We start from the raw sequence: 17,480 nt of genomic DNA on the forward strand, positions 1-17,480 counted from the left end.
CATCCCGTGGGCGACACTCATGTAAGGAATAACACGATGGCCACTGGCACCGTGAAATGGTTCAACTCCACCAAAGGCTTCGGCTTCATCGCCCCTGAGGGCAGCAGCAAGGATGTGTTTGTTCACATCACCGCACTCGAACGCGCGGGCATCCAGCACCTGAAAGATGGTCAGGCTGTCAGCTTCGACGTCGAATCCGACCGCAATGGCCGCGAGTCGGCAACGAACCTCAAGCTCGCCTGAGGGCATCCTTCAGGTAGCACTCGGGAAGGTGGCAATCGAGCCGCCTTCCCTACGACTTTCCCGGCGCCGTCCCGCACGTGCGCTGGATGAATTATATGTAAGAAAATGAACATGATAGAAATCAACTGGGGATCGCCACTATGCTTTGTGGTGTCGCCCGAGGGTGATGTGCAAAAGTTTAGCACAATCGAACAGGTTCGCTACTGGTTGCGTAAGCGCTGGCCAGTTTCGGACGACACGCGCGCAACAGCCTTGACCAAGATCGAGGCCGCAATGGACTGCATCGGCTCTGTCGGCGCCGCCAGACGCGCTTTCATTGCCGCTGCCCGATCGGCGGGCTTCGTTCCTGAAAGCTTGGTCACACAGTCACACCGTCGACCAATCACGTGATCCGCTTGGCGCCTTGTCAGGGCTCACGGGCCAATCCGGGAATGTCAGCACTGCCCTACAAGGAAGCCAAACGATGAAACGACCGCTCCCTAGCAGCAAGACCGGCGAAGACGACAGCGGCGAGCCGCCAAAGCCGGACACCAAGACACAACCGCCAGCCCGGGAACCGCGTCAGTCAATCTTTGATACTTCCTACGCCCCTGAGGGCAAGGAGTTGCGAAAAGCCTGGTCCCGCTCGCAACGCAGGAAATAGCGCAACAGATCTTAGCAAACGCGAATGGGAGTGGGCGAACGAGACCACCCCACCGGTATCGCGCTTTCCAAGTACGGCGGGCCAGTGGCACGGGGCTGGCCTACAGAAGAGCTGGCCTACAGAAGATCGTAGTCCACCCCGTTCACCACGAAGTCCCGCTCGTCCTGCAGGATGTCGCCCCGGCTGCCCAGTTCCAGGTGATCGGGGTTGATGCAGAGGCGGTGGTTGCAGCGGTGCCTGACCACGTCGTCATAACTCGCCATCACCCCCTAAAGCACGCAATGGATGAAGCGTTAGGCGGGTAGTTGGCGTCCCCGACACCTGACCTTCCTGGCAGAGGCGGTCGGCGTCTCAAGGCAGCCATTCTCGGTTCTTCGTCCCTGCCCAGCAGGGAAAAAGGCCCGCGAACGGGCCTCCTCCAGATGATTGTCCAGTATGTCCTGCAGCCAGAGCTGCGACAGGTCTCCGCCACCGATCCTCAGGTTCACCTCCTCGCAGATCACCAGCTTGCAGCACGGGACGGTCATGCTGAAGCGCCCCGTCAGCTTGTCGACGTAGTTCTGGGTGATGGCATTCGCCGCGCCGAAGAGCCGGATCAGCAGGCGTCCCAGCGCGCTTTTGCCGGTGCCCATCGCTGCCGAGTAGAAGAACGGTTTCAGGGTGCCCCACTCGGGATGCTCAGTGGCCTCGCATCTGCGTGATGACCATCTTGAAGTCGATTGTCGCGATGATGCCGAACCTAAGGAACTACGGCCAGCGCCGAACGTTGATAACAATGCGCAACGCCACACCAAGCAAGCAGGACGACACATTCGGTGACGGATATGACGACATCATCTCACTCCTGCCAAAGCTCCGCGCATTTGCCTGGTCGCTGACCCGCAATGGCCATGACGCCGACGACCTGGTTCAGGACACGCTTCTGAAGGCCATAGCAAACCACGGGAAATTCCAGAAAGGGACCAACCTGCGAGCCTGGCTGTTCACCATCATGCGCAACACCTTCTACAACCGGGTCCACGCGGCAAAGCGCGAACGCACGTCCGCCAACGGTTGCGTTGCGGAAACGGTTTCGACACCGGATACGCAGGAATGGTCGGTTTTCGGGCGCGAGCTTCTGGCCATGATTGGCCAGCTTCCCAGAAAATACCGCGAAGTTCTGATCCTGGTCGTCATGTTCGGTGAAAGCTACGAGGATGCAGCTACTATCTGCAACTGCGCGATCGGTACGATCAAGAGCCGGGTCAGCCGGGCACGCGCGCTCGTAATGAACAAGCTCGGCAGAGATCCCGTTTAGGGGCCCCCAGGCAACCGTCACGGAACGAATCTTCCGTTCCGCGATGCCCATGCAAGCGCGGGCGCGCCTGCCTTCGAGCCGGTTACAGTCCCATGTGGAATCTGGAATCGCATCCGCGAGGACATCTGCGAGCACATGATGGACGACGACGATCTTGATCCCAGCGATATCGGCCTGAAAGTGTCGAAGGGTGAGGCGACGCTGAACCGCACCGCCGAGCCGCGTCACGCCAAACGGCGGGCCGAGGATTGCGCCGCCTCCGTCTCCGGCATCAAGCATGTCCAGAACAACCTTCGGCTCAAGGAATCGCAAGCTGAAGGCAAAACTGGCTGATGCGGCCCATGGCCCCCGGCGGCCTGGGCATATCTCAGGATTCACCTCATCAATAGCCGCCTATCACCGGCAGGATCTCTCCGCTGATGTAGCTTGAGCATTGGGCTGACGCGAGAAACACATAGGCCGGCGCAAGCTCCTCCGGCTGAGCCGGACGCCCCATCCTGGACTTCGCGCCGAAGCGCGCGACTTCTTCCGCCGGCCGGTCCGAAGGGTTGAGCGGGGTCCAGACCGGGCCGGGCGCGACCGCGTTCACGCGGATGCCGCGGTCAAGCAGGTTCCCGGACAGAGCGCGGGTGAAGGCGTGGATGCCGCCCTTGGTCATCGAGTAGTCGACCAGTTCGCTCGACCCGCGCAGGCCGGTGACCGACCCGGTGTTCACGATGGCCCCGCCGTGCGGCATGAAGGGCAAGACCGCCTGGGCCATGTAAAAGTAGCCAAACAGATTTGTACGCAGCGTCAGTTCAAACTGCGCGGGTGAAAGATCGGCGAAATCGGTCCGATGCACCTGGAAGGCCGCGTTGTTCACGAGGATGTCGATCCGCCCGAACATCTGCGCGACCATCTCGGCGTGTTGCTGGCAGGTGTCGCGGTCGGACACGTCCCCCTGCAGGACCAGGCAACGCCGCCCCTCTTGCTCGATCGCCTGTTGCGTGACGCGGGCATCGATCTCTTCTTCACTCAGATGCGAAAAGGCAACATCCGCCCCTTCGCGCGCGAAAAGCACGGCCACGGCCCGACCAATTCCCGAATCCCCCCCGGTCACCAGCGCGATCTTGTCGGCCAGCTTGCCAGAGCCACGGTAATAGGGCGCCTCCCACATCGGCGCCGGGTCAAGCCCGGCTTCGAACCCCGGCTTTTCCTGACGCTGGGCGGGAAAGGGCGGCTCGGGGTACAGGCGCGCGCCGGCCTGCATCGGTCCTGCCGGGCCGCCACCGTCGCCGTCCGCTTCCACGCTGCGCTGAACCTGGCGTTGCTGTTCTTCGGTCGATCGGGGCATCCGAGTTTCTCCTTCCTGCTGGGTCACTCGCCCAACCTCGGGATCACCCGATTGTTCCTGCCGCAACGGGCCTTCGGCACTTTCGCGTGCGGTTCACCCAGACTGGTTCGGCCAGTCATCGGGCAGAACAAAGCTGAGACACACGGCCAGGGCAGACGGTCAAATCTCACGGGCCACTTAGCCGCGAACCTTTCTGAGTTCGTCCGCCGCCAGATCCCGCAGCCGCAGGTAGGCAACGGTTCGGAAGCGGCGCTCGGTCCCGCCGAACATGTCGGCCCCCGACTTCCAAAGTCCGTAAAGCGCCTGCTGCTTCAAGCTGAATAGAGCGAGTTGGATGCTTCGATGCATGATCTTCCCTTTTGTTTTCGTGATCAGCCGCCGTCGGACCGAAGGCGGCGTTGTCGCGGGTTTTCGGCACCGCGGCGCCACATCCGCGGACGTTTCCGAACAGCCGCCCGCCTGCGATGGAGATGCGCGCCCTTGGCAGCTTTCCTTTCAACTCATCACCGGTCGGCTTGTTCCCGGGTCGCAGCTGCCGAAGGGCCGGAACTGTAGAATGCCGCAAGGTCGTCGATTGCCTGGTCGTCAAGCCCGCGCGCGGCCGCAGCCATCCTTGCGGCGCCCGGCGTTGCTGGCACCGGCCCGTCGCGCCAGATCCGCAGCCAGATCCTTATCCATCGCGCGTCCTGCCCGGCGATGCGCGGAACCTCGGCTGTTCTTGGCGGCTGACCGGCCCCGCCGTGACAGGCGACGCAAGAGGGGATCTCGTCATGTTCATCCCCATTCAACGCCAGGATACGGCCGCGCGCCGCATCCCCCTGTCCGTTCGCCCTGCCCTGCCAGATATCTGGTTTCATCGACGCGTAATTGCGCGCGATCTCGCGGCGCAAATCTTCCCCCAGTCGCACCGCGACAGGCTCCATGAAGCCGCTCTGCCGCAGATCGCGGGCATAGGCATCGAGCGCGCCAAGCAGATAGGCTTCGCTTTGCCCGGCCAACTTCGGGGCGGTGCCCTCACGGCCAAGGCCATCCCGTCCATGACAGCGCGCGCAATCCTCGATATGTGGACCCGCATCGGGAGCCATGTCCGCGAAGTCGGCGGCGGCGCTGTCCGACCGTGCTTTTTCCGTCCCGTGGGCAAGTCTGCGATAGTCGTCAGGCCCCAGTGTGGAGTACCGGGACAGGAACGCCGCAAGCGCCCATGGCTCATCGTCGCGGCCCCGCCCCGACCACGCAGGCATTCCCGTGTATTTCAATCCGTGGCGGGCCAGCCAGTAGAATTCGGCGGGTGTGTTCCGGACCATGCCCAGCTGGGTTGGTTCAGGCAGCATCGACGTCACGACGGCGCTGCGGACCTTGCCGGGCGCGCCATGGCAGGGCGCGCAGCCGGTCGCATAGTGGGCGGCACCCAGACGCACCAGCGCAGGGTCGTCCGGATCAAACCATGCGGGTGGATCAAGCGCCGCAGCGCGAATTTCGACTGCGTTTTTCATGTAGCTGTGCAGGAACGCGCGAACCGGCGCCAAGTGCCCGACCGAGGCGGCGACGTTGTACGGGGCAAGCCTCCAGGCGGCCAGCGCCAGAAGGGCAAGCACGGCAAGTGCGATGACAGCGCGACGCCAGGTCAGCTTCCAGGTCAGCTTCATGGCGATGCCTCCGGCTCTGACAGGCCGGGCGCAAGGCGTCGCAGCGCGGCGACTAGGTAGATCGCGCCACCGCCGACCGCCATCAGCGCGCCGGCGATCTGCTGTTCTTCAAGCGCCCCCAGCCCGAACCAGCCCGCGCATGTCACACCGTAGATCGGACGCGGGGCAAGACCGATCAGAGCGCCCAGCAAGGTCATGTGCATCACGGTCCCGAACAGCACCAGCGCGCCGCCAAACGCCCCAGCCGACCGCGCGGCGGCCCAAAGCAGCAGCCCCGCGCCCAGAAAGCTTGCCTGCTCAACGGCAAGGCCGGGCCCGCTGATGCGCGCCCAAAGATGCGCGGAAGGCGCATGCCACCCCCATACGACCGCCATTTCGACCAGCAGCACCGTCGTGACCAGCCAGAACGGCGTCGGCCGGAGCGGAAGCCGCGGCGCCAGCAACGCCGGCACGATCGCCACGACCGACAGATGCATGGCCATGTGCACGATGATGGAACCCGCCACGTAGGCAGGCGCAGGCGAAAGCCAAAGCATCCCCAGTAGGGCAAGTCCCGCCATGCGCCCAACGCTCAACATCGGCCGAACATCACGCTTGGAATGGCGGTCATCATCACCGCCGCCGCGTTGAGCACGCAGAGCAGAAGCGCGACATGGCCAAGGAACTGCCGGCGATCGGCTTGCGTATCCCCCGCGCTTTCGCGCCCCGGACGCGTGAATCCGCCGTATCGCACCGCCGCCACCCGGCCGATCAAGCTGATTGCAACCAGGGCGAGGATCGTCAGGACGATGATGGACCAGGCCGCCGGCGTCAGGCTGCCCGCCTCGCGTGCGCACCAGACCGCAGCAATCCAGTAGGCTGCCAGGAAATGCAGGGCCCAGATCAGGGGCGGCACGATCACGATCCAGACTGAGCCGTCGTCGATTATGCGCGGATATCTCATGGCACCCCCCCGGAGACGAGCGGGAACAATCCGATAAGCGCAAAGGTCGCCGCGGCCTGCACAATCAGGAAGTTCCAGTAAAGAACGGTGTTTCGAAGCTCAGCATCGTGATCGGCGTCCATGTGGCGGGCCAAAAGCCGGGCCCAACTGTAAAGCTGCATCACGATCCCACCGGCCACATGCGCGCCGATCCAGAGGGTGAGAACCCAGACGGTGGCGTCATAGGCATGCCGCGTCGGGTCCAGGCCGGCCGACCACGCCGCACCCGCAAGGACCGCGACGCCGGCTCCAGCCGGCAGCGGCGCAAGCGCGCAACAGCACAATGCCACGACCCGCCTTGACATGGCTGCACTTGCGGCGACCAACATGCCCCAGGAACCTGCAAGCAAGGCGGTGCCCAGCCACAACGTCACGGCGGCGGGCGGAGCCGTTCCCGGCGGCGGGAAGCTTCCGTGCAAGGTCCAGAAGAACACATAGGCGAACACAAGACCGGCAAAGGCCGTCGAGTCTCCGATCATGGTGATGAACATCGCCCACCACCCGACCGAGCCGTTTCCGCTTGCATAAAGCGGCAGCACAAGCCCGCGCCCGCAGTCGCGGGTTGGCGCGCTTGGCAAGCCCCCCGCTCCGGTCCATAGCCACCGAAGCGTCGCGACCAGGAAGACCGCGCCCGCAAGAACCGCCGCAAGCCACAAGTGAAAGGTGGCAAGGATGAAGACCGCGCCAAGGGAAGCCGCCGCAAGGATCGTCACGAATCCCGGACCCGGAACGCGTTGGACGAACATCGGCCGTGCGTCCAGGATGTCGGTCACGATCATCTCGCGATCGGCGTCCGGGGAATCCGAAAGGAACCACTCGCCGCGCAGGACTTCGTTTGCCAGTCCCGGCTGCTGCCAGAGCGGATAGCGCGAACTGATCACCGGCACGGACCTGATGCCCCAGGGCCTTCTGGGGACCTCTCGCGCCCACTCCAGCGTTGGCGCGCCCCAGGGATCGGCGGGCGCCGGGGATTGCCGCCCCTTCGGGCGCAGCACGTCGAAGGCCAGAACCGCGATCCCGGCCGCCAGGATGTAGGACCCTATGGTCGAGGTCAGGTTCAGCCCGTGCCACCCCATTTCCTCGGCGTAGGTCCACACGCGCCGCGGCATGCCCAGAATGCCCGTCCAGTGCATCGGCAGGAACGTGATGTTGAAGCCCGCGAAGATCAGCCAGAACGACCAGCGCCCGAGACGTTCTGACAGCACCCTGTCCGTGACGAAGGGATACCAGTAGCAAACCGCCGCGAAGACCGGAAACAGCATGCCGCCGATTAGCGTGTAGTGCAGGTGGGCAACGACGAAGTAGCTGTCATGCGCCTGATAGTCGAAGGGTACGACGGCCACCATAACGCCCGTCAGCCCGCCGAAGACAAAAACCGCGAGCGCGCCCCCCGCGAACAGAAGCGGCACGGAAAGCTTCGCCCGCCCCACCAGCAGCGTCGCGAGAAGGCAGAAGATCTGGATGCCGGTCGGGATCGCCACGGCCTCTGACGCGGCGGAAAAGAAGCCCAGCGAAATGTCGGGCAGACCGGTGGTGAACATGTGGTGCACCCAAAGCCCGAAACTCAGGAACGCCACACCGATGGCGGAAAGGACGACCCAGGAATGCCCGACGACGGGCGCGCGCGAAAGAGCTGGCAACATGGTCGCGATCAGCGCGATCGAAGGCAGGAAGATGATGTAGACCTCCGGGTGCCCGAAGATCCAGAACAGGTGCTGCCACAGCAGGGGGTCACCTCCCCTGTCGGCATCGAAAAAGGCCCAGCCGAAGGCGCGCTCCATCTCAAGCAGCAGATCGCCCGCGATCAGCGGGGGGAAGGCGAACAGGATCATCCCCGCGACCACAAGCACGTACCAGCAGTAAAGCGGCATCAGGTTGATCCGCATCCCCGGCGGGCGGCATTTCAGGACTCCGACGATCAGTTCGATTGCCGCGGCGATCGAGGCGACCTCGATGAAGCTTAGCCCCAGAAGCCAGATGTCGGTGCCGATGCCGGTCTGCCCTGGATCGGACGACAGCGGCGGATACATGAACCAGCCGCCGTCGGGCGCGGCATCGAACAGGATCGAGCCGCAAACGAACACCCCGCCGATCGCGAAACACCAGAAACCGAAAGCGGAAAGCCGCGGAAACGGCAGGTCGCGTGCGCCCAGCATCTCGGGCAGGATCAGGATCGCAACCGCCTCGAAGATCGGGATCGCGAACAGGAACATCATCGCCGTGCCGTGCAACGTGAAGACCTGATTGTAGAACCGCATGGACAGGAAGTCGTTGTCGGGCACCGCCAGCTGCGTGCGGATCAAAAGCGCCAGTACCCCTGCGAATCCGAAGAAGGCGAAGGCGGTCAACAGGTACCACTTGCCGATCAGCGAGTTGTTGACCGCCGAGATGCGCCGCCAGCCGGCGGGCGGCTGCCACGCCGCCATGAGCTGTTCCCTTTCTGCCCTGTCGCGTTCGGGATCCCGCGGAGGCGGAGGACCTATGTCGGAAAGGTCCGTCATTCGAGCGCCATCAGAAACTGCGTGATCTGGTCGAGATCGTCGGGCGGCATCGCGGGATACGACGGCATCCTGACGCCCGGCTTCACGTCTGTGGTGTGGGTGATCCAGCGGCGGAGATTGGCGTCGCTCAGGGCAAGCAGGCCCGCGCCGATCCTGCCCCGCGCCGCCAGATGGGTAAGATCGGGGCCGACCCGGCCATTCGCCTGCGTGCCGCGCACGGTATGGCACGCGGCGCATCCTTCATCCAGAAACAGCGAAAGCCCCCGTTCCATCCTGAGCGCGCTTGGGGCGGCGGGTTCGGACTCTGCGACCAGCCAGTCACGAAACGCGTCGGGCTCCATCACCACGACCTCGAACCGCATCTGCGCGTGCGCGGCCCCGCAGAATTCGGCACAAAGTCCGCCCCATCTGCCCGTCCTGACGGGGGTCAGGGTCATCCGGTTCGTGCGTCCCGGGATCATGTCCAGCTTTCCGCCAAGCGCCGGCGCCCAGAAGGAATGGATCACGTCGTCCGAGGTCAGCATCAGAAGCGTGGTCTTGCCCAACGGCAACCGGATCTCATTGGCGGAAAAGACCTTGCCGTCCGGCGTCTCGTAGATGACGCGCCACCACCATTGCTCGGCGTCGACATGGACCGTAAGCGCCGAGGGCCTTGATGCCATGGCGCGAAGCGTCAGTAGGCCGGTGATCAGCAAGGCCGCGACGACCACTGCGGGCAGCACGCCGCCGCCCCAAAGGATGATCGCACGGCCGATGCGTTCGTCGCTCCCCTTGGGTCGCCGCCGGAAGGCGATGACAGCGAAGACCATCACTGCTGTCCATATCGCCACCGCGCCTATCAGAAACGGCCAGAAAAGGTCCTCTATCAGGCGGGCCTCGGCACCCGCCCCGGCAAGCCATGAATGTCGGCCGTCGCACCCGGCAAGACCGCCGACCAAAGCAAGCCAGATGTGTTTCGGCATACGCATGAAGGACCCAGTGCCGGAAAACTCGTCGATCAACGCCCGGTCTGGCCGAATGTTCCGGCCAAGGTCCTAGCCTTGGCTTTCGGGATCACGCTGGCCGTTGGCATAAGGGATCCAGATCTGACGCGTTACCACGATCATCAGGACCGTCAGGGGCGCGGCCAGGACGAACCCGGCCGGGCCGAACATCAGGCCGAAGCCGACCACCGAAAAGACGGTGACCGCGGGCGGAAGATCAACCGTCTCCCTCTGGATCAGGGGGATGAGCAGCGTGCCCTCGATCTGCTGGATCGCGACATAGAGCAAGGCGACCCACAGCGCCGTCGTGGGGCCGTCGACGAGCCCCACGGCAATCGCGGGTATGGCGCTTGCGACCGGCCCGACATACGGAATGAACTCAAGCAGGCCCGCGATGACGCCTAGCGCGATCGCGGTCGACACCCCCAGGAACCAAAGCCCGACGGTCGTCATCAGGCCGACTGCCAGCATGGCCACCAGTTGCCCCAACAGGAAGGCGCGCAGGGCGTTGCCAGCGACGCGCAGGGTCTGGCCGCCCTTGTCGCGGAACCTCTGGGGCATCAGGCATACCGCGCCGTTTCGATAAAGCGATGGGTTCAGCGCGATGAACACCCCACCCGCAAGCGCAAGACCCACCCCCGTGCCGGCGGAGATGACGAACGATGTCATCCCGGAAATACCGTTCAGGATCGAGATCGTGCCGTCCGAGCTTTGCAGCCTTTCGGTGATCCAGGCTTCGATACTGCCGATGTCGATCCAGTCCTCAAGCTGATTGACCGCGGTCGGGATCTTCGAGGACAGCTCTGACAGTTCGGCCAGGGTCTGCGCGCCAAGCACGCCGATGGTTCCCAGGAACAGGCCAAGAAGCACGACGACGCTTGCGAGGACAGCGACCGTCTGCCCCACCGGCACCACACGTTGAAGCGTTCGCGCGGCCGCATCCAGAAGAAGCGCGACAAGGATCGCCGCGAAGATCACGAGAACAAGGCTACGCAATGCCCACAGCGCCAAGGCAGCCACGACAATGGCCATAATACCGGCCGATATCGCAATCGGGCCTGCACTGCGCCTCGGGCCTTGCCACTCGCTCATGTCCTGTGTCCTTCCGCTTGGCGCAGCCGCGCCTGGTCATGTTCGCGGGCTGAGCGTTTTCGCGAACTCAACAGCGGATGGCGTTTTCGGTTCCCTCTTTCGGATCGCCGTTCGGCCAGCGGCACGGAACCAAACCCGTAACTGCGCGTTTAGCGACGTCACGACCCAAAATGTCACGACGAATGGAGCTTGAAATGAAAAAGGTAATGCTGCTCATACCCCTTCTTGCATTCACCGCGGCGTGCGAGAACCAGAACGACTCCACGCTTGCCGGCGCAGCGGCCGGCGCAGCATTGGGCGCAGCCGTGTCCGATGACGACCGCGTCGAAGGCGCGCTTATCGGCGGTGCCGCGGGCGCCGTGGTCGGCACGCTGATCGGCCAGGCAAGCACGCCGGGTGACTGTATCTACCGCGATGCCTACGGCAACCGCTATATCGCCGATTGCCCGTGACGGCCGCAATCCTGGCGTACGACGATTGAACATGCGCACCGCTTCTGGCGGTGCGTTTTTTTCATCGCCCTACACGCCGCGCAAAAAAAGAGCGCGGCAAAGCCGCGCCCCCTGCATTTCGGATTGACCCTGGCGGTGTGCCAGTCGATCAGTTGCCGCCGTCACCCACGCTGCCTTGAACGCCGAACACCGTATCCAGAACGTTGGATTCCAGTGCGATCAGGTATTCGCCGCTATCAACCAGCAAGTTTTCATCCGAGTCGATCAGCGCCATGTGAGACTCCTCGAACCTCGGATATTCAGCCGTCAGCTCAGCCATGCTCAGGCCACCGTTGTTGTCGATGTCCAACATCTCGAAATCTGCCGCCTGAGCAAAGGCAACGGCTGGCGAAACCGCAAGTACGGCGATTGTAAGAATTTGCAAACGCATCTTGTTTCCTTTCGTTACCGTGTCTTTGAAGCGGAAGGCAGGCAGCACCTGTTCCGCTTCAGATAACCCAACCCCCGGATGCGCAATTCGTTGCGCGGGGTCACGGCATCGTGACACGCAGACCGGCACCTCCCGATCTCCCCGGGTCCTGTCCGCTGCGCGCAAATTCGCGCACGATCTCGCACCGGCTTGGCGCGCACAGCCTTGGAACAGGCGGGAACAAACGCGGCAGCGACTGGTTGGACCCAATAAGGCTTGGTAACCGAAAGGAAAGCGAGGATCCGTCATGAGCGCTCCGAAGGACAACTTTGACAAGGAAGCACGCAAAAGCGTATGGCCGCTTCTGGGCATCGCGCTCGTGGTTCTGTTCGCCGTTGGCCTTATCGTCTTCTGGCTGTTCGAAGAGGCGGTAGAGGCCCCTGCCCCCGGTGAATCCGGCGAAGTGGAACAGGATGTGGCCCCGCCGGGTCAACCGGGCGTCGGCTCGGTTCCGGCCCCCGAAGGCGTGGTGCCGCAGGAAGTTGAGCCCGAGGTGCTGAATCCTTCGAACGAGGAATACTGAGGCGGGATCATGCGGAACAGCCCGCCCGACTGGCTGCCGTCAATCCCCTCTGAAGGCTTCAATCAGGTCATCGTCTTCGCCTTGCAGTTCGGTCCTGATCTGGACCCAGGCAAGGATGGTGAAGAACACCGAACCGCCCAGAAGGTTGCCAACCGTCGCGGGCAAGAGAAAGCCGACGACGCCGGAAAAGAAGCCCAGATCACCCGAAAGGATCAGCAGCGACACTTCGGTGGCGCCGGCCACGACATGGGCAAAGCCGGCAAGTGAGATCAGATAGGTGATGGCGATGACCATGAGCGCCCGCGCGTCTCCGGAATTGGGCGTCATCCAGACCAGCGCCGCGACAAGCCACCCAGCCCCGATCCCCCTCAGCACGATTTCACCCGTTCCGAATTCCACCGCATGAAGCGAGATGTCGTGCATCGCGCGCCAGACGTCCGGTTGATAGTTCCGCGTCATCCACAGCACCGCACCGAACGTCGCGGCCCCCGCGAGGTTCGAGCCCAGCACCAGGCCCCAAAGCCTTGCCAGCCGCCTGAACATTCTGGCCGACGTGTCATCCAATACCGGGCACACGGCCTTGATCGTGTTTTCCGTGAACAGCTGCATCTGTCCGAGGATGACGATCAGGAACCCGATGCTGTATCCAAGGCTTTCCACCAAGGGTCGCCAGTCCGCGACCGGAAGATGCGAGCGCAGCAAACCCTGCGACAGGACGGACAGGCCAATGGCCAGACCGGCGACGAAGCCCGACATCGTGAGGGCACTTGTCGGGCGCAGCAATTCCATGCGGCCCTCGCGCCTGATGGACTCGAAAATGGCGACGGCGCGGATCGGGGTATGATCTTCGATTGCCTCGATTTCGTGATCCGTGAGCGAGGCTTCGTGCTTGCTCTCTTCCTGGTCCTTCACCGGGTCTTTTTGCGCCATGTCCAATTTTCCGTTTAAAAGCCACCGCATGGGCAACGCCGCTGCGGCGGCTATCGTTCCCTCGGGAACACGCCTCATCGCTCCAGCAGGCCGATAAGCTCGGATTCTCCGGAACGCAGTCCGCTTAGTCCGGGGCCCGGAGAGGCACGCAGAAGGCGCAGTCGTTGATCGGGATCCAGGCGCGCCAGATCGATCACCGCTGGATGGACATAGCTTTTCCGCGCAACGGCCGCAGTGTTGTCCAGCCGCTCGGCCGCGGCTTCGGCCATTTCTGCGATGGTGACCGGCCCCGGGCGCAGCGCGATGCAAAAGGCCGCGTGCGTTCCGTTCCAGGTTCGAAAGGTCTTTGCCGTCATCCCTTCGCCGCATATTTCCGCGATGACCGCGTTGACCTGTTCCGACCGCAGGACATGCGGGATCTGGCTCTCGTCAAGCCAGGTGGCAAGGGCGGCGCCCGGAAGGTCGTGAATTCGGCTCATGGCACGCTGCAGCGCCGGCCCGCTCAGCGTCCGCCTGATGCGGGCGCCACCCTTGGATGGAAAGGACAGGATCAGCCTGTCCTTTCGAAACCGGACGTGACGGCCAAGCAGCGTCGTCGCGCCGAAGCTTTGGTTCTGGGTCGCATAGGCTTGGTTGCCGATCCTGATCGAGGCACGGTCGATCAAGGCCAGCACTGTCCCTAGCGCCAGTTCCGCCGAACCGGTTTCGGCCCCGAGACTTCGGGCGATGAAGCCGCGAAGACGCGGCAGGGCGCGCCCGAAGATCGACAGCTGATCGAACTTGACCGTGGCGCGATGTTCGGACCAGTCGGGATGATATCGGTATTGCTTGCGCCCGCGTGCATCACGCCCGGTCGCCTGAAGGTGCCCATTCGGATGCGGCGTGATCCAGACCTCATCATAGGCTGGCGGAACCGCGATTGCGGTAATGCGATCACGCTCCTTGCGGTCACGGATCAAAGTACCATCAGAGGCGTAGTAGGCAAAGCCGCTGCCGCATCGCCGGCGCGTGATACCAGGCTGGTCGTCGGAGTAATACAAAAGCCCCGAAGGACGAATTTTCGAAAGGTCGTGCATGGTCATTCGCCCGTGGCGAACGCGCCCCAGGTTCTGCCCGGAAAAGACGTTCCGCCCGGAGAAGACCCAGCATCGATGGCTGCTAGATCCGATCTCTCAACCCGGAAACGCCCGAATTCTGCGCACAACTGTCGCAGCAAAAGAACGTTCCGTTCGCTTCCAGCCCATGGCCGATGATGCGGCACCCGCAATGGGTGCACTTCGGTGCAAGCTTTTGAATCGCGCATTCGAAACTGTCGAAAGTGTAGGTTTCGCCGTCTTTGACCACGTCAAAGCTCTTGTCGTATTCGTTTCCGCAGGTGACGCAGGTGCCCATGGCTGGCCCTCCCCTTTGTCCGGTCCAAGTCGTATCCTAACGCAAACCGGCCAGGCGAGCGTTTGTTCCAGCGCAGGCACAGACTTTGACGTCCGGCGCCGACACTGTGGCTGACCCAAGCCAGCGCGGATGCGGCGTCCGGAGGTGGTTATCGGGGCTGCGCGATCAGTACTGCGCGTCTTGGGCCGTGTCGGTTACAGCCTCACCAACGTTTTCGATGTCGCGGCCCGCGCCCTCGACCGTCTCACAGGCGGAAAGGGCGGCGAACATGAACGCGGAAAGGGCAAGAAGTGTCATACGGGTCATGGGTTTTCCATTCTGCTGTGAAAGTGCCGATCATAACGCCCGACCCGGCGAAGGGTTCCGTCCTGACGATCCGCAACCCCCTAAAAAGGCACGATGAACCGAGTGAACGGCACGATTGGCATATTGGAACCGGAACAAACACGCCGGCGGCGGGGTTCACGTATGAGTGCGCGCGAAGCCAAGCGCGCCGGAAATGACACGAAAGGAGGTGCCGCGAATGGGCATGTTCTGGTTCTGGATCGGCCTGTTGCTTCTGGCCTTCGCGATTGCGGCTTTGCCGGGCTGGCGTCATACGCGAAACCGCTGGCCCTACAGCCTTGGCGGCCGATACCGTTTCTATCCAAGCGCAGGAGCGGCTTTGGGCGTTGCCCTGATCCTTCTGCTGTTCCTGCTTGGTCTGATCGCGATGGACTGGCCCGGAGCCACGGCACCGGCCGTCGAATAGCTGGGCTGGCTGCATGTTCGGCAACGACATCCGCCTTTTCACTCTTCTGGGCTTTCGCGTCAGCATCGCGCCAAGCTGGTTCCTTCTCGCGATACTGATCGTTTGGAGCCTCGCGCAGGCGTACTTCCCCTCGATTATCGACAACCTGTCGCCCGCGACCGCGATCTGGATGTCCGTCGTGGGCGCGATCGGCCTTTTCGCCTCGATCGTGTTTCATGAATTCGCGCACGCCCTGGTGGCGCGACGCTTCGACATGCCGATTTCGGGGATCACGCTTTTCCTGTTCGGCGGCGTCGCGCATCTGAGGGATGAGCCGCCCGGTCCCTGGGCGGAATTCCTTGTCGCCATCGTCGGGCCGATATCCAGCTACTTCCTCGCCGGCGTTTTCGCTCTGGGCTTGCTGCCCGGAACCGGGGGCGAAATCGGCCCCGTCGAAGCCGTGATCGGCTACCTTGTCACCATCAACCTCGTTCTGGCCACGTTCAATCTGCTGCCAGCCTTTCCGCTGGACGGCGGCCGGGTACTGCGTGCGGCCATCTGGGGCTGGACGGGCAGCCTGCGGCGGGCGACCCACATCAGCGCCATCTGCGGCCGGGTCCTTGGCGGAGCGGTGGTTCTTCTGGGCGCGCTCAATGTCGTCTACGGCGATCTGATCGGCGGCATGTGGCTGGTTCTGGTCGGCATGTTCATCAGCGCCGCCGCAGGCGCGTCCGAGGCGCATACCGATCTGAGGATCGGACTCGACAAGGTTCAGGTCCGGGATGTCATGAACCCAGTGACGATCACCGCGCCGGCGGACTTGACAGTGGCGGAACTGGTCGAGGACTACTTCTACCGTCACTATCACAAGGCGTTTCCGGTGGTGCGGGGCGAAACGCTTCTGGGCTGCGTCAGGCTTGAGGACGTGGGCCGCGTGCCCCGCGAAAGGTGGCAGGAAACCAGGATCGCGGACATATTGACCGACGACAACGCGCGCCATGTGATCGAACCCGAAAAGCCGGTCTGGAATGCGCTGAACCTGATGAAGGACGAAGGCGTCAGTCGCCTGATGGTGGTGGATCGCGGCGCGCTGGTCGGAATGCTGACGATGCGCGACCTGATGCAGTATGTCACCGTGCGGCGCCAGCTGGGCGGCGGCAAGTGGCGGAAAGCCCCAAGCCCGCCTGCACGACCATCAAAAAACGCGCGCTGACCGTCCTGCCACTGCCGACCTCGGGGAACCGAAGACATCTGAACCCAGTTTCCCTGAAGGCGCGGCTCGCGGGCATGCGGACGCTTGCCGCTCCGGTCGACGCCCGTCGCCTGCGGCGCGGTTTCGGGCGGCGCGATTGGATCGAGGACGCGCATGCATATCAGCAGCCAGGAAAGGCCAATTCGATGACCTACAGCCGTTTCGCCTTGATGATCCTTACCTCCACGGTGGTGATGTTCGTCCTGATGTACCTCAATACCTACGCGTTCGAGCACGTGTTCTTCTCGGAAACGCGGGTCTACATGGCGGTGCTTATGGGCGCGACGATGGCAATCATCATGTTGGGCTACATGCTGGGAATGTATGCCAACAAGGCACTGAACATCGCGATCTTCGCCGGTGCTGCGGTCGTGTTCGCGCTTTCACTCTGGCTTGTTCGAAGCCAGGTGACGGTGTCGGGCGAAAGCTACATGCGGGCGATGATACCGCACCATTCCATCGCGGTGATGACCTCGGAACGCGCGCGTATCCGGGATGCGAGGGTGCGCAAGCTTGCGGATGAGATCATCGGCGCGCAGCGGCGCGAGATCGCCGAAATGCGTTACCTGATCGGCGCAGTTGCATCCGGCGAGACGACCGACGTCGTTTATGCGGATCCGCCGCCAGAGCCGGGCACGATCGACGACGCGCTGAACAACACGCTCATCTCGGCGCTGGACCCCGCGCCGCTGCGCGCTGACGAAGCTGACCGGCTTCTTGCGTCGGGCCCGCGCTGTGCGTTCAACAGAAGCCCCGAAACCGATCCGATCCTCTGGGTATCCCGCGGCACTGGCGAGGCGGCGATGAGCCTGAATGGCGTCCTGGTGCCGCTTGCAGCATCGGACGGCACCGTCGATGAGATCACGACCTATGCCGCGCCTGGGGTGATGATGTCGGTCCGTCCGCTGGGTGAGGACGCGGACTGGCGGCAGGATACGGAACTGGTGTTTTCACTCGATCAAGGTCTCAGGGTTGGGTATCGCGGCTTCTGGTCCTGCGACGCGACCTGAGG

24 protein-coding genes are annotated in these 17,480 nt (G+C 63.3%); 9 read left to right on the forward strand and 15 right to left on the reverse strand.

The window, feature by feature from the left end:
* Positions 1-36: 36 nt before the first annotated feature.
* Both OEW28_RS09360 and OEW28_RS09365 read left to right on the forward strand, forming a co-directional pair.
* On the forward strand, positions 37-243 hold the full coding sequence (locus OEW28_RS09360) for a cold-shock protein (RefSeq protein ID WP_263734498.1): 207 nt from the start codon (positions 37-39) through the stop codon (positions 241-243).
* Positions 244-354: 111 nt separating this feature from the next.
* Positions 355-633 carry a DUF982 domain-containing protein gene (locus OEW28_RS09365; protein ID WP_318527518.1) on the forward strand — a complete coding sequence of 93 codons (279 nt, stop codon included), beginning with the start codon at positions 355-357 and terminating at the stop codon, positions 631-633.
* Between the two features lie 369 nt (positions 634-1,002).
* Here the strand turns inward: OEW28_RS09365 and OEW28_RS09370 are convergent, their stop codons facing one another.
* Complete coding sequence (locus OEW28_RS09370; RefSeq protein WP_263734500.1) at positions 1,003-1,149, reverse strand: hypothetical protein; 147 nt, start codon at positions 1,147-1,149, stop codon at positions 1,003-1,005.
* Between the two features lie 30 nt (positions 1,150-1,179).
* Positions 1,180-1,518, reverse strand: a complete 339-nt coding sequence (locus tag OEW28_RS09375; protein ID WP_263734501.1) for a primase-helicase family protein — start codon at positions 1,516-1,518, stop codon at positions 1,180-1,182.
* Positions 1,519-1,586: 68 nt separating this feature from the next.
* On the opposite strand from OEW28_RS09375, the gene OEW28_RS09380 reads away from it, so the two are divergent.
* Both OEW28_RS09380 and OEW28_RS09385 read left to right on the forward strand, forming a co-directional pair.
* Positions 1,587-2,183: a sigma-70 family RNA polymerase sigma factor gene (locus OEW28_RS09380; protein WP_263734503.1), complete on the forward strand. Its 597-nt coding sequence runs from the start codon at positions 1,587-1,589 to the stop codon at positions 2,181-2,183.
* A gap of 111 nt (positions 2,184-2,294) precedes the next feature.
* Positions 2,295-2,516 carry a BON domain-containing protein gene (locus OEW28_RS09385; RefSeq protein WP_263734955.1) on the forward strand — a complete coding sequence of 74 codons (222 nt, stop codon included), beginning with the start codon at positions 2,295-2,297 and terminating at the stop codon, positions 2,514-2,516.
* A gap of 49 nt (positions 2,517-2,565) precedes the next feature.
* On the opposite strand, the gene OEW28_RS09390 is transcribed toward OEW28_RS09385, so the two are convergent.
* From OEW28_RS09390 to OEW28_RS09425, 8 genes are all read right to left on the reverse strand, one after another.
* Positions 2,566-3,516 (reverse strand): SDR family oxidoreductase, encoded by a 951-nt coding sequence (locus OEW28_RS09390; protein ID WP_263734504.1) that lies wholly within the window; start codon positions 3,514-3,516, stop codon positions 2,566-2,568.
* A 177-nt stretch (positions 3,517-3,693) separates the two neighbouring features.
* Positions 3,694-3,864, reverse strand: a complete 171-nt coding sequence (locus tag OEW28_RS09395) for a hypothetical protein (RefSeq protein WP_263734505.1) — start codon at positions 3,862-3,864, stop codon at positions 3,694-3,696.
* Positions 3,865-4,019: 155 nt separating this feature from the next.
* A complete protein-coding gene (locus OEW28_RS09400; protein ID WP_263734506.1) occupies positions 4,020-5,162 on the reverse strand; it encodes a c-type cytochrome in 1,143 nt (380 codons plus the stop codon).
* Positions 5,159-5,722, reverse strand: a complete 564-nt coding sequence (locus tag OEW28_RS09405) for a cytochrome c oxidase assembly protein (RefSeq protein WP_263734507.1) — start codon at positions 5,720-5,722, stop codon at positions 5,159-5,161. Before OEW28_RS09405 ends, OEW28_RS09400 begins: the two co-directional genes overlap by 4 nt.
* 11 nt (positions 5,723-5,733) lie before the next feature.
* A complete protein-coding gene (locus tag OEW28_RS09410) occupies positions 5,734-6,105 on the reverse strand; it encodes a hypothetical protein (protein WP_263734508.1) in 372 nt (123 codons plus the stop codon).
* A complete protein-coding gene (ctaD, locus tag OEW28_RS09415; RefSeq protein WP_263734509.1) occupies positions 6,102-8,645 on the reverse strand; it encodes a cytochrome c oxidase subunit I in 2,544 nt (847 codons plus the stop codon). The genes OEW28_RS09410 and ctaD overlap by 4 nt, the downstream gene beginning before the upstream one ends.
* Positions 8,642-9,613 (reverse strand): cytochrome c oxidase subunit II, encoded by a 972-nt coding sequence (gene coxB / locus OEW28_RS09420; protein WP_263734510.1) that lies wholly within the window; start codon positions 9,611-9,613, stop codon positions 8,642-8,644. Before coxB ends, ctaD begins: the two co-directional genes overlap by 4 nt.
* A gap of 66 nt (positions 9,614-9,679) precedes the next feature.
* Positions 9,680-10,660 carry an AI-2E family transporter gene (locus OEW28_RS09425; RefSeq protein WP_263734511.1) on the reverse strand — a complete coding sequence of 327 codons (981 nt, stop codon included), beginning with the start codon at positions 10,658-10,660 and terminating at the stop codon, positions 9,680-9,682.
* 254 nt (positions 10,661-10,914) lie between these two features.
* Between OEW28_RS09425 and OEW28_RS09430 the strand changes: the two genes are divergently transcribed.
* Positions 10,915-11,172: a YMGG-like glycine zipper-containing protein gene (locus OEW28_RS09430; RefSeq protein ID WP_263734512.1), complete on the forward strand. Its 258-nt coding sequence runs from the start codon at positions 10,915-10,917 to the stop codon at positions 11,170-11,172.
* A gap of 148 nt (positions 11,173-11,320) precedes the next feature.
* On the opposite strand, the gene OEW28_RS09435 is transcribed toward OEW28_RS09430, so the two are convergent.
* On the reverse strand, positions 11,321-11,731 hold the full coding sequence (locus OEW28_RS09435) for an EF-hand domain-containing protein (RefSeq protein ID WP_263734513.1): 411 nt from the start codon (positions 11,729-11,731) through the stop codon (positions 11,321-11,323).
* 157 nt (positions 11,732-11,888) lie between these two features.
* On the opposite strand from OEW28_RS09435, the gene OEW28_RS09440 reads away from it, so the two are divergent.
* Entirely contained in the window at positions 11,889-12,164 is a 276-nt protein-coding gene (locus tag OEW28_RS09440) for a hypothetical protein (protein ID WP_263734514.1), read from the forward strand.
* Between the two features lie 39 nt (positions 12,165-12,203).
* Here OEW28_RS09440 and OEW28_RS09445 read toward each other — a convergent pair whose 3' ends face one another.
* The 4 genes from OEW28_RS09445 to OEW28_RS09460 form a co-directional block, all read right to left on the reverse strand.
* Entirely contained in the window at positions 12,204-13,094 is an 891-nt protein-coding gene (locus OEW28_RS09445) for a formate/nitrite transporter family protein (protein ID WP_263734515.1), read from the reverse strand.
* Positions 13,095-13,168: 74 nt separating this feature from the next.
* A complete protein-coding gene (locus OEW28_RS09450) occupies positions 13,169-14,176 on the reverse strand; it encodes a DNA topoisomerase IB (RefSeq protein WP_263734516.1) in 1,008 nt (335 codons plus the stop codon).
* A 76-nt stretch (positions 14,177-14,252) separates the two neighbouring features.
* Positions 14,253-14,486 carry a hypothetical protein gene (locus OEW28_RS09455; protein WP_263734517.1) on the reverse strand — a complete coding sequence of 78 codons (234 nt, stop codon included), beginning with the start codon at positions 14,484-14,486 and terminating at the stop codon, positions 14,253-14,255.
* A 165-nt stretch (positions 14,487-14,651) separates the two neighbouring features.
* Positions 14,652-14,792 (reverse strand): entericidin A/B family lipoprotein, encoded by a 141-nt coding sequence (locus OEW28_RS09460; RefSeq protein WP_263734518.1) that lies wholly within the window; start codon positions 14,790-14,792, stop codon positions 14,652-14,654.
* A 217-nt stretch (positions 14,793-15,009) separates the two neighbouring features.
* On the opposite strand from OEW28_RS09460, the gene OEW28_RS09465 reads away from it, so the two are divergent.
* The 3 genes from OEW28_RS09465 (at position 15,010) to OEW28_RS09475 (ending at position 17,478) form a co-directional block, all read left to right on the forward strand.
* Entirely contained in the window at positions 15,010-15,237 is a 228-nt protein-coding gene (locus OEW28_RS09465; RefSeq protein ID WP_263734519.1) for a hypothetical protein, read from the forward strand.
* Between the two features lie 13 nt (positions 15,238-15,250).
* Complete coding sequence (locus OEW28_RS09470; RefSeq protein ID WP_263734520.1) at positions 15,251-16,429, forward strand: site-2 protease family protein; 1,179 nt, start codon at positions 15,251-15,253, stop codon at positions 16,427-16,429.
* 185 nt (positions 16,430-16,614) lie between these two features.
* Positions 16,615-17,478 carry a DUF305 domain-containing protein gene (locus OEW28_RS09475; RefSeq protein WP_263734956.1) on the forward strand — a complete coding sequence of 288 codons (864 nt, stop codon included), beginning with the start codon at positions 16,615-16,617 and terminating at the stop codon, positions 17,476-17,478.
* The last annotated feature ends 2 nt before the right edge of the window (positions 17,479-17,480 follow it).

The organism is Albidovulum marisflavi (assembly GCF_025751435.1).
In the GTDB taxonomy this organism is placed as follows: Bacteria; Pseudomonadota; Alphaproteobacteria; order Rhodobacterales; family Rhodobacteraceae; genus Albidovulum; species Albidovulum marisflavi.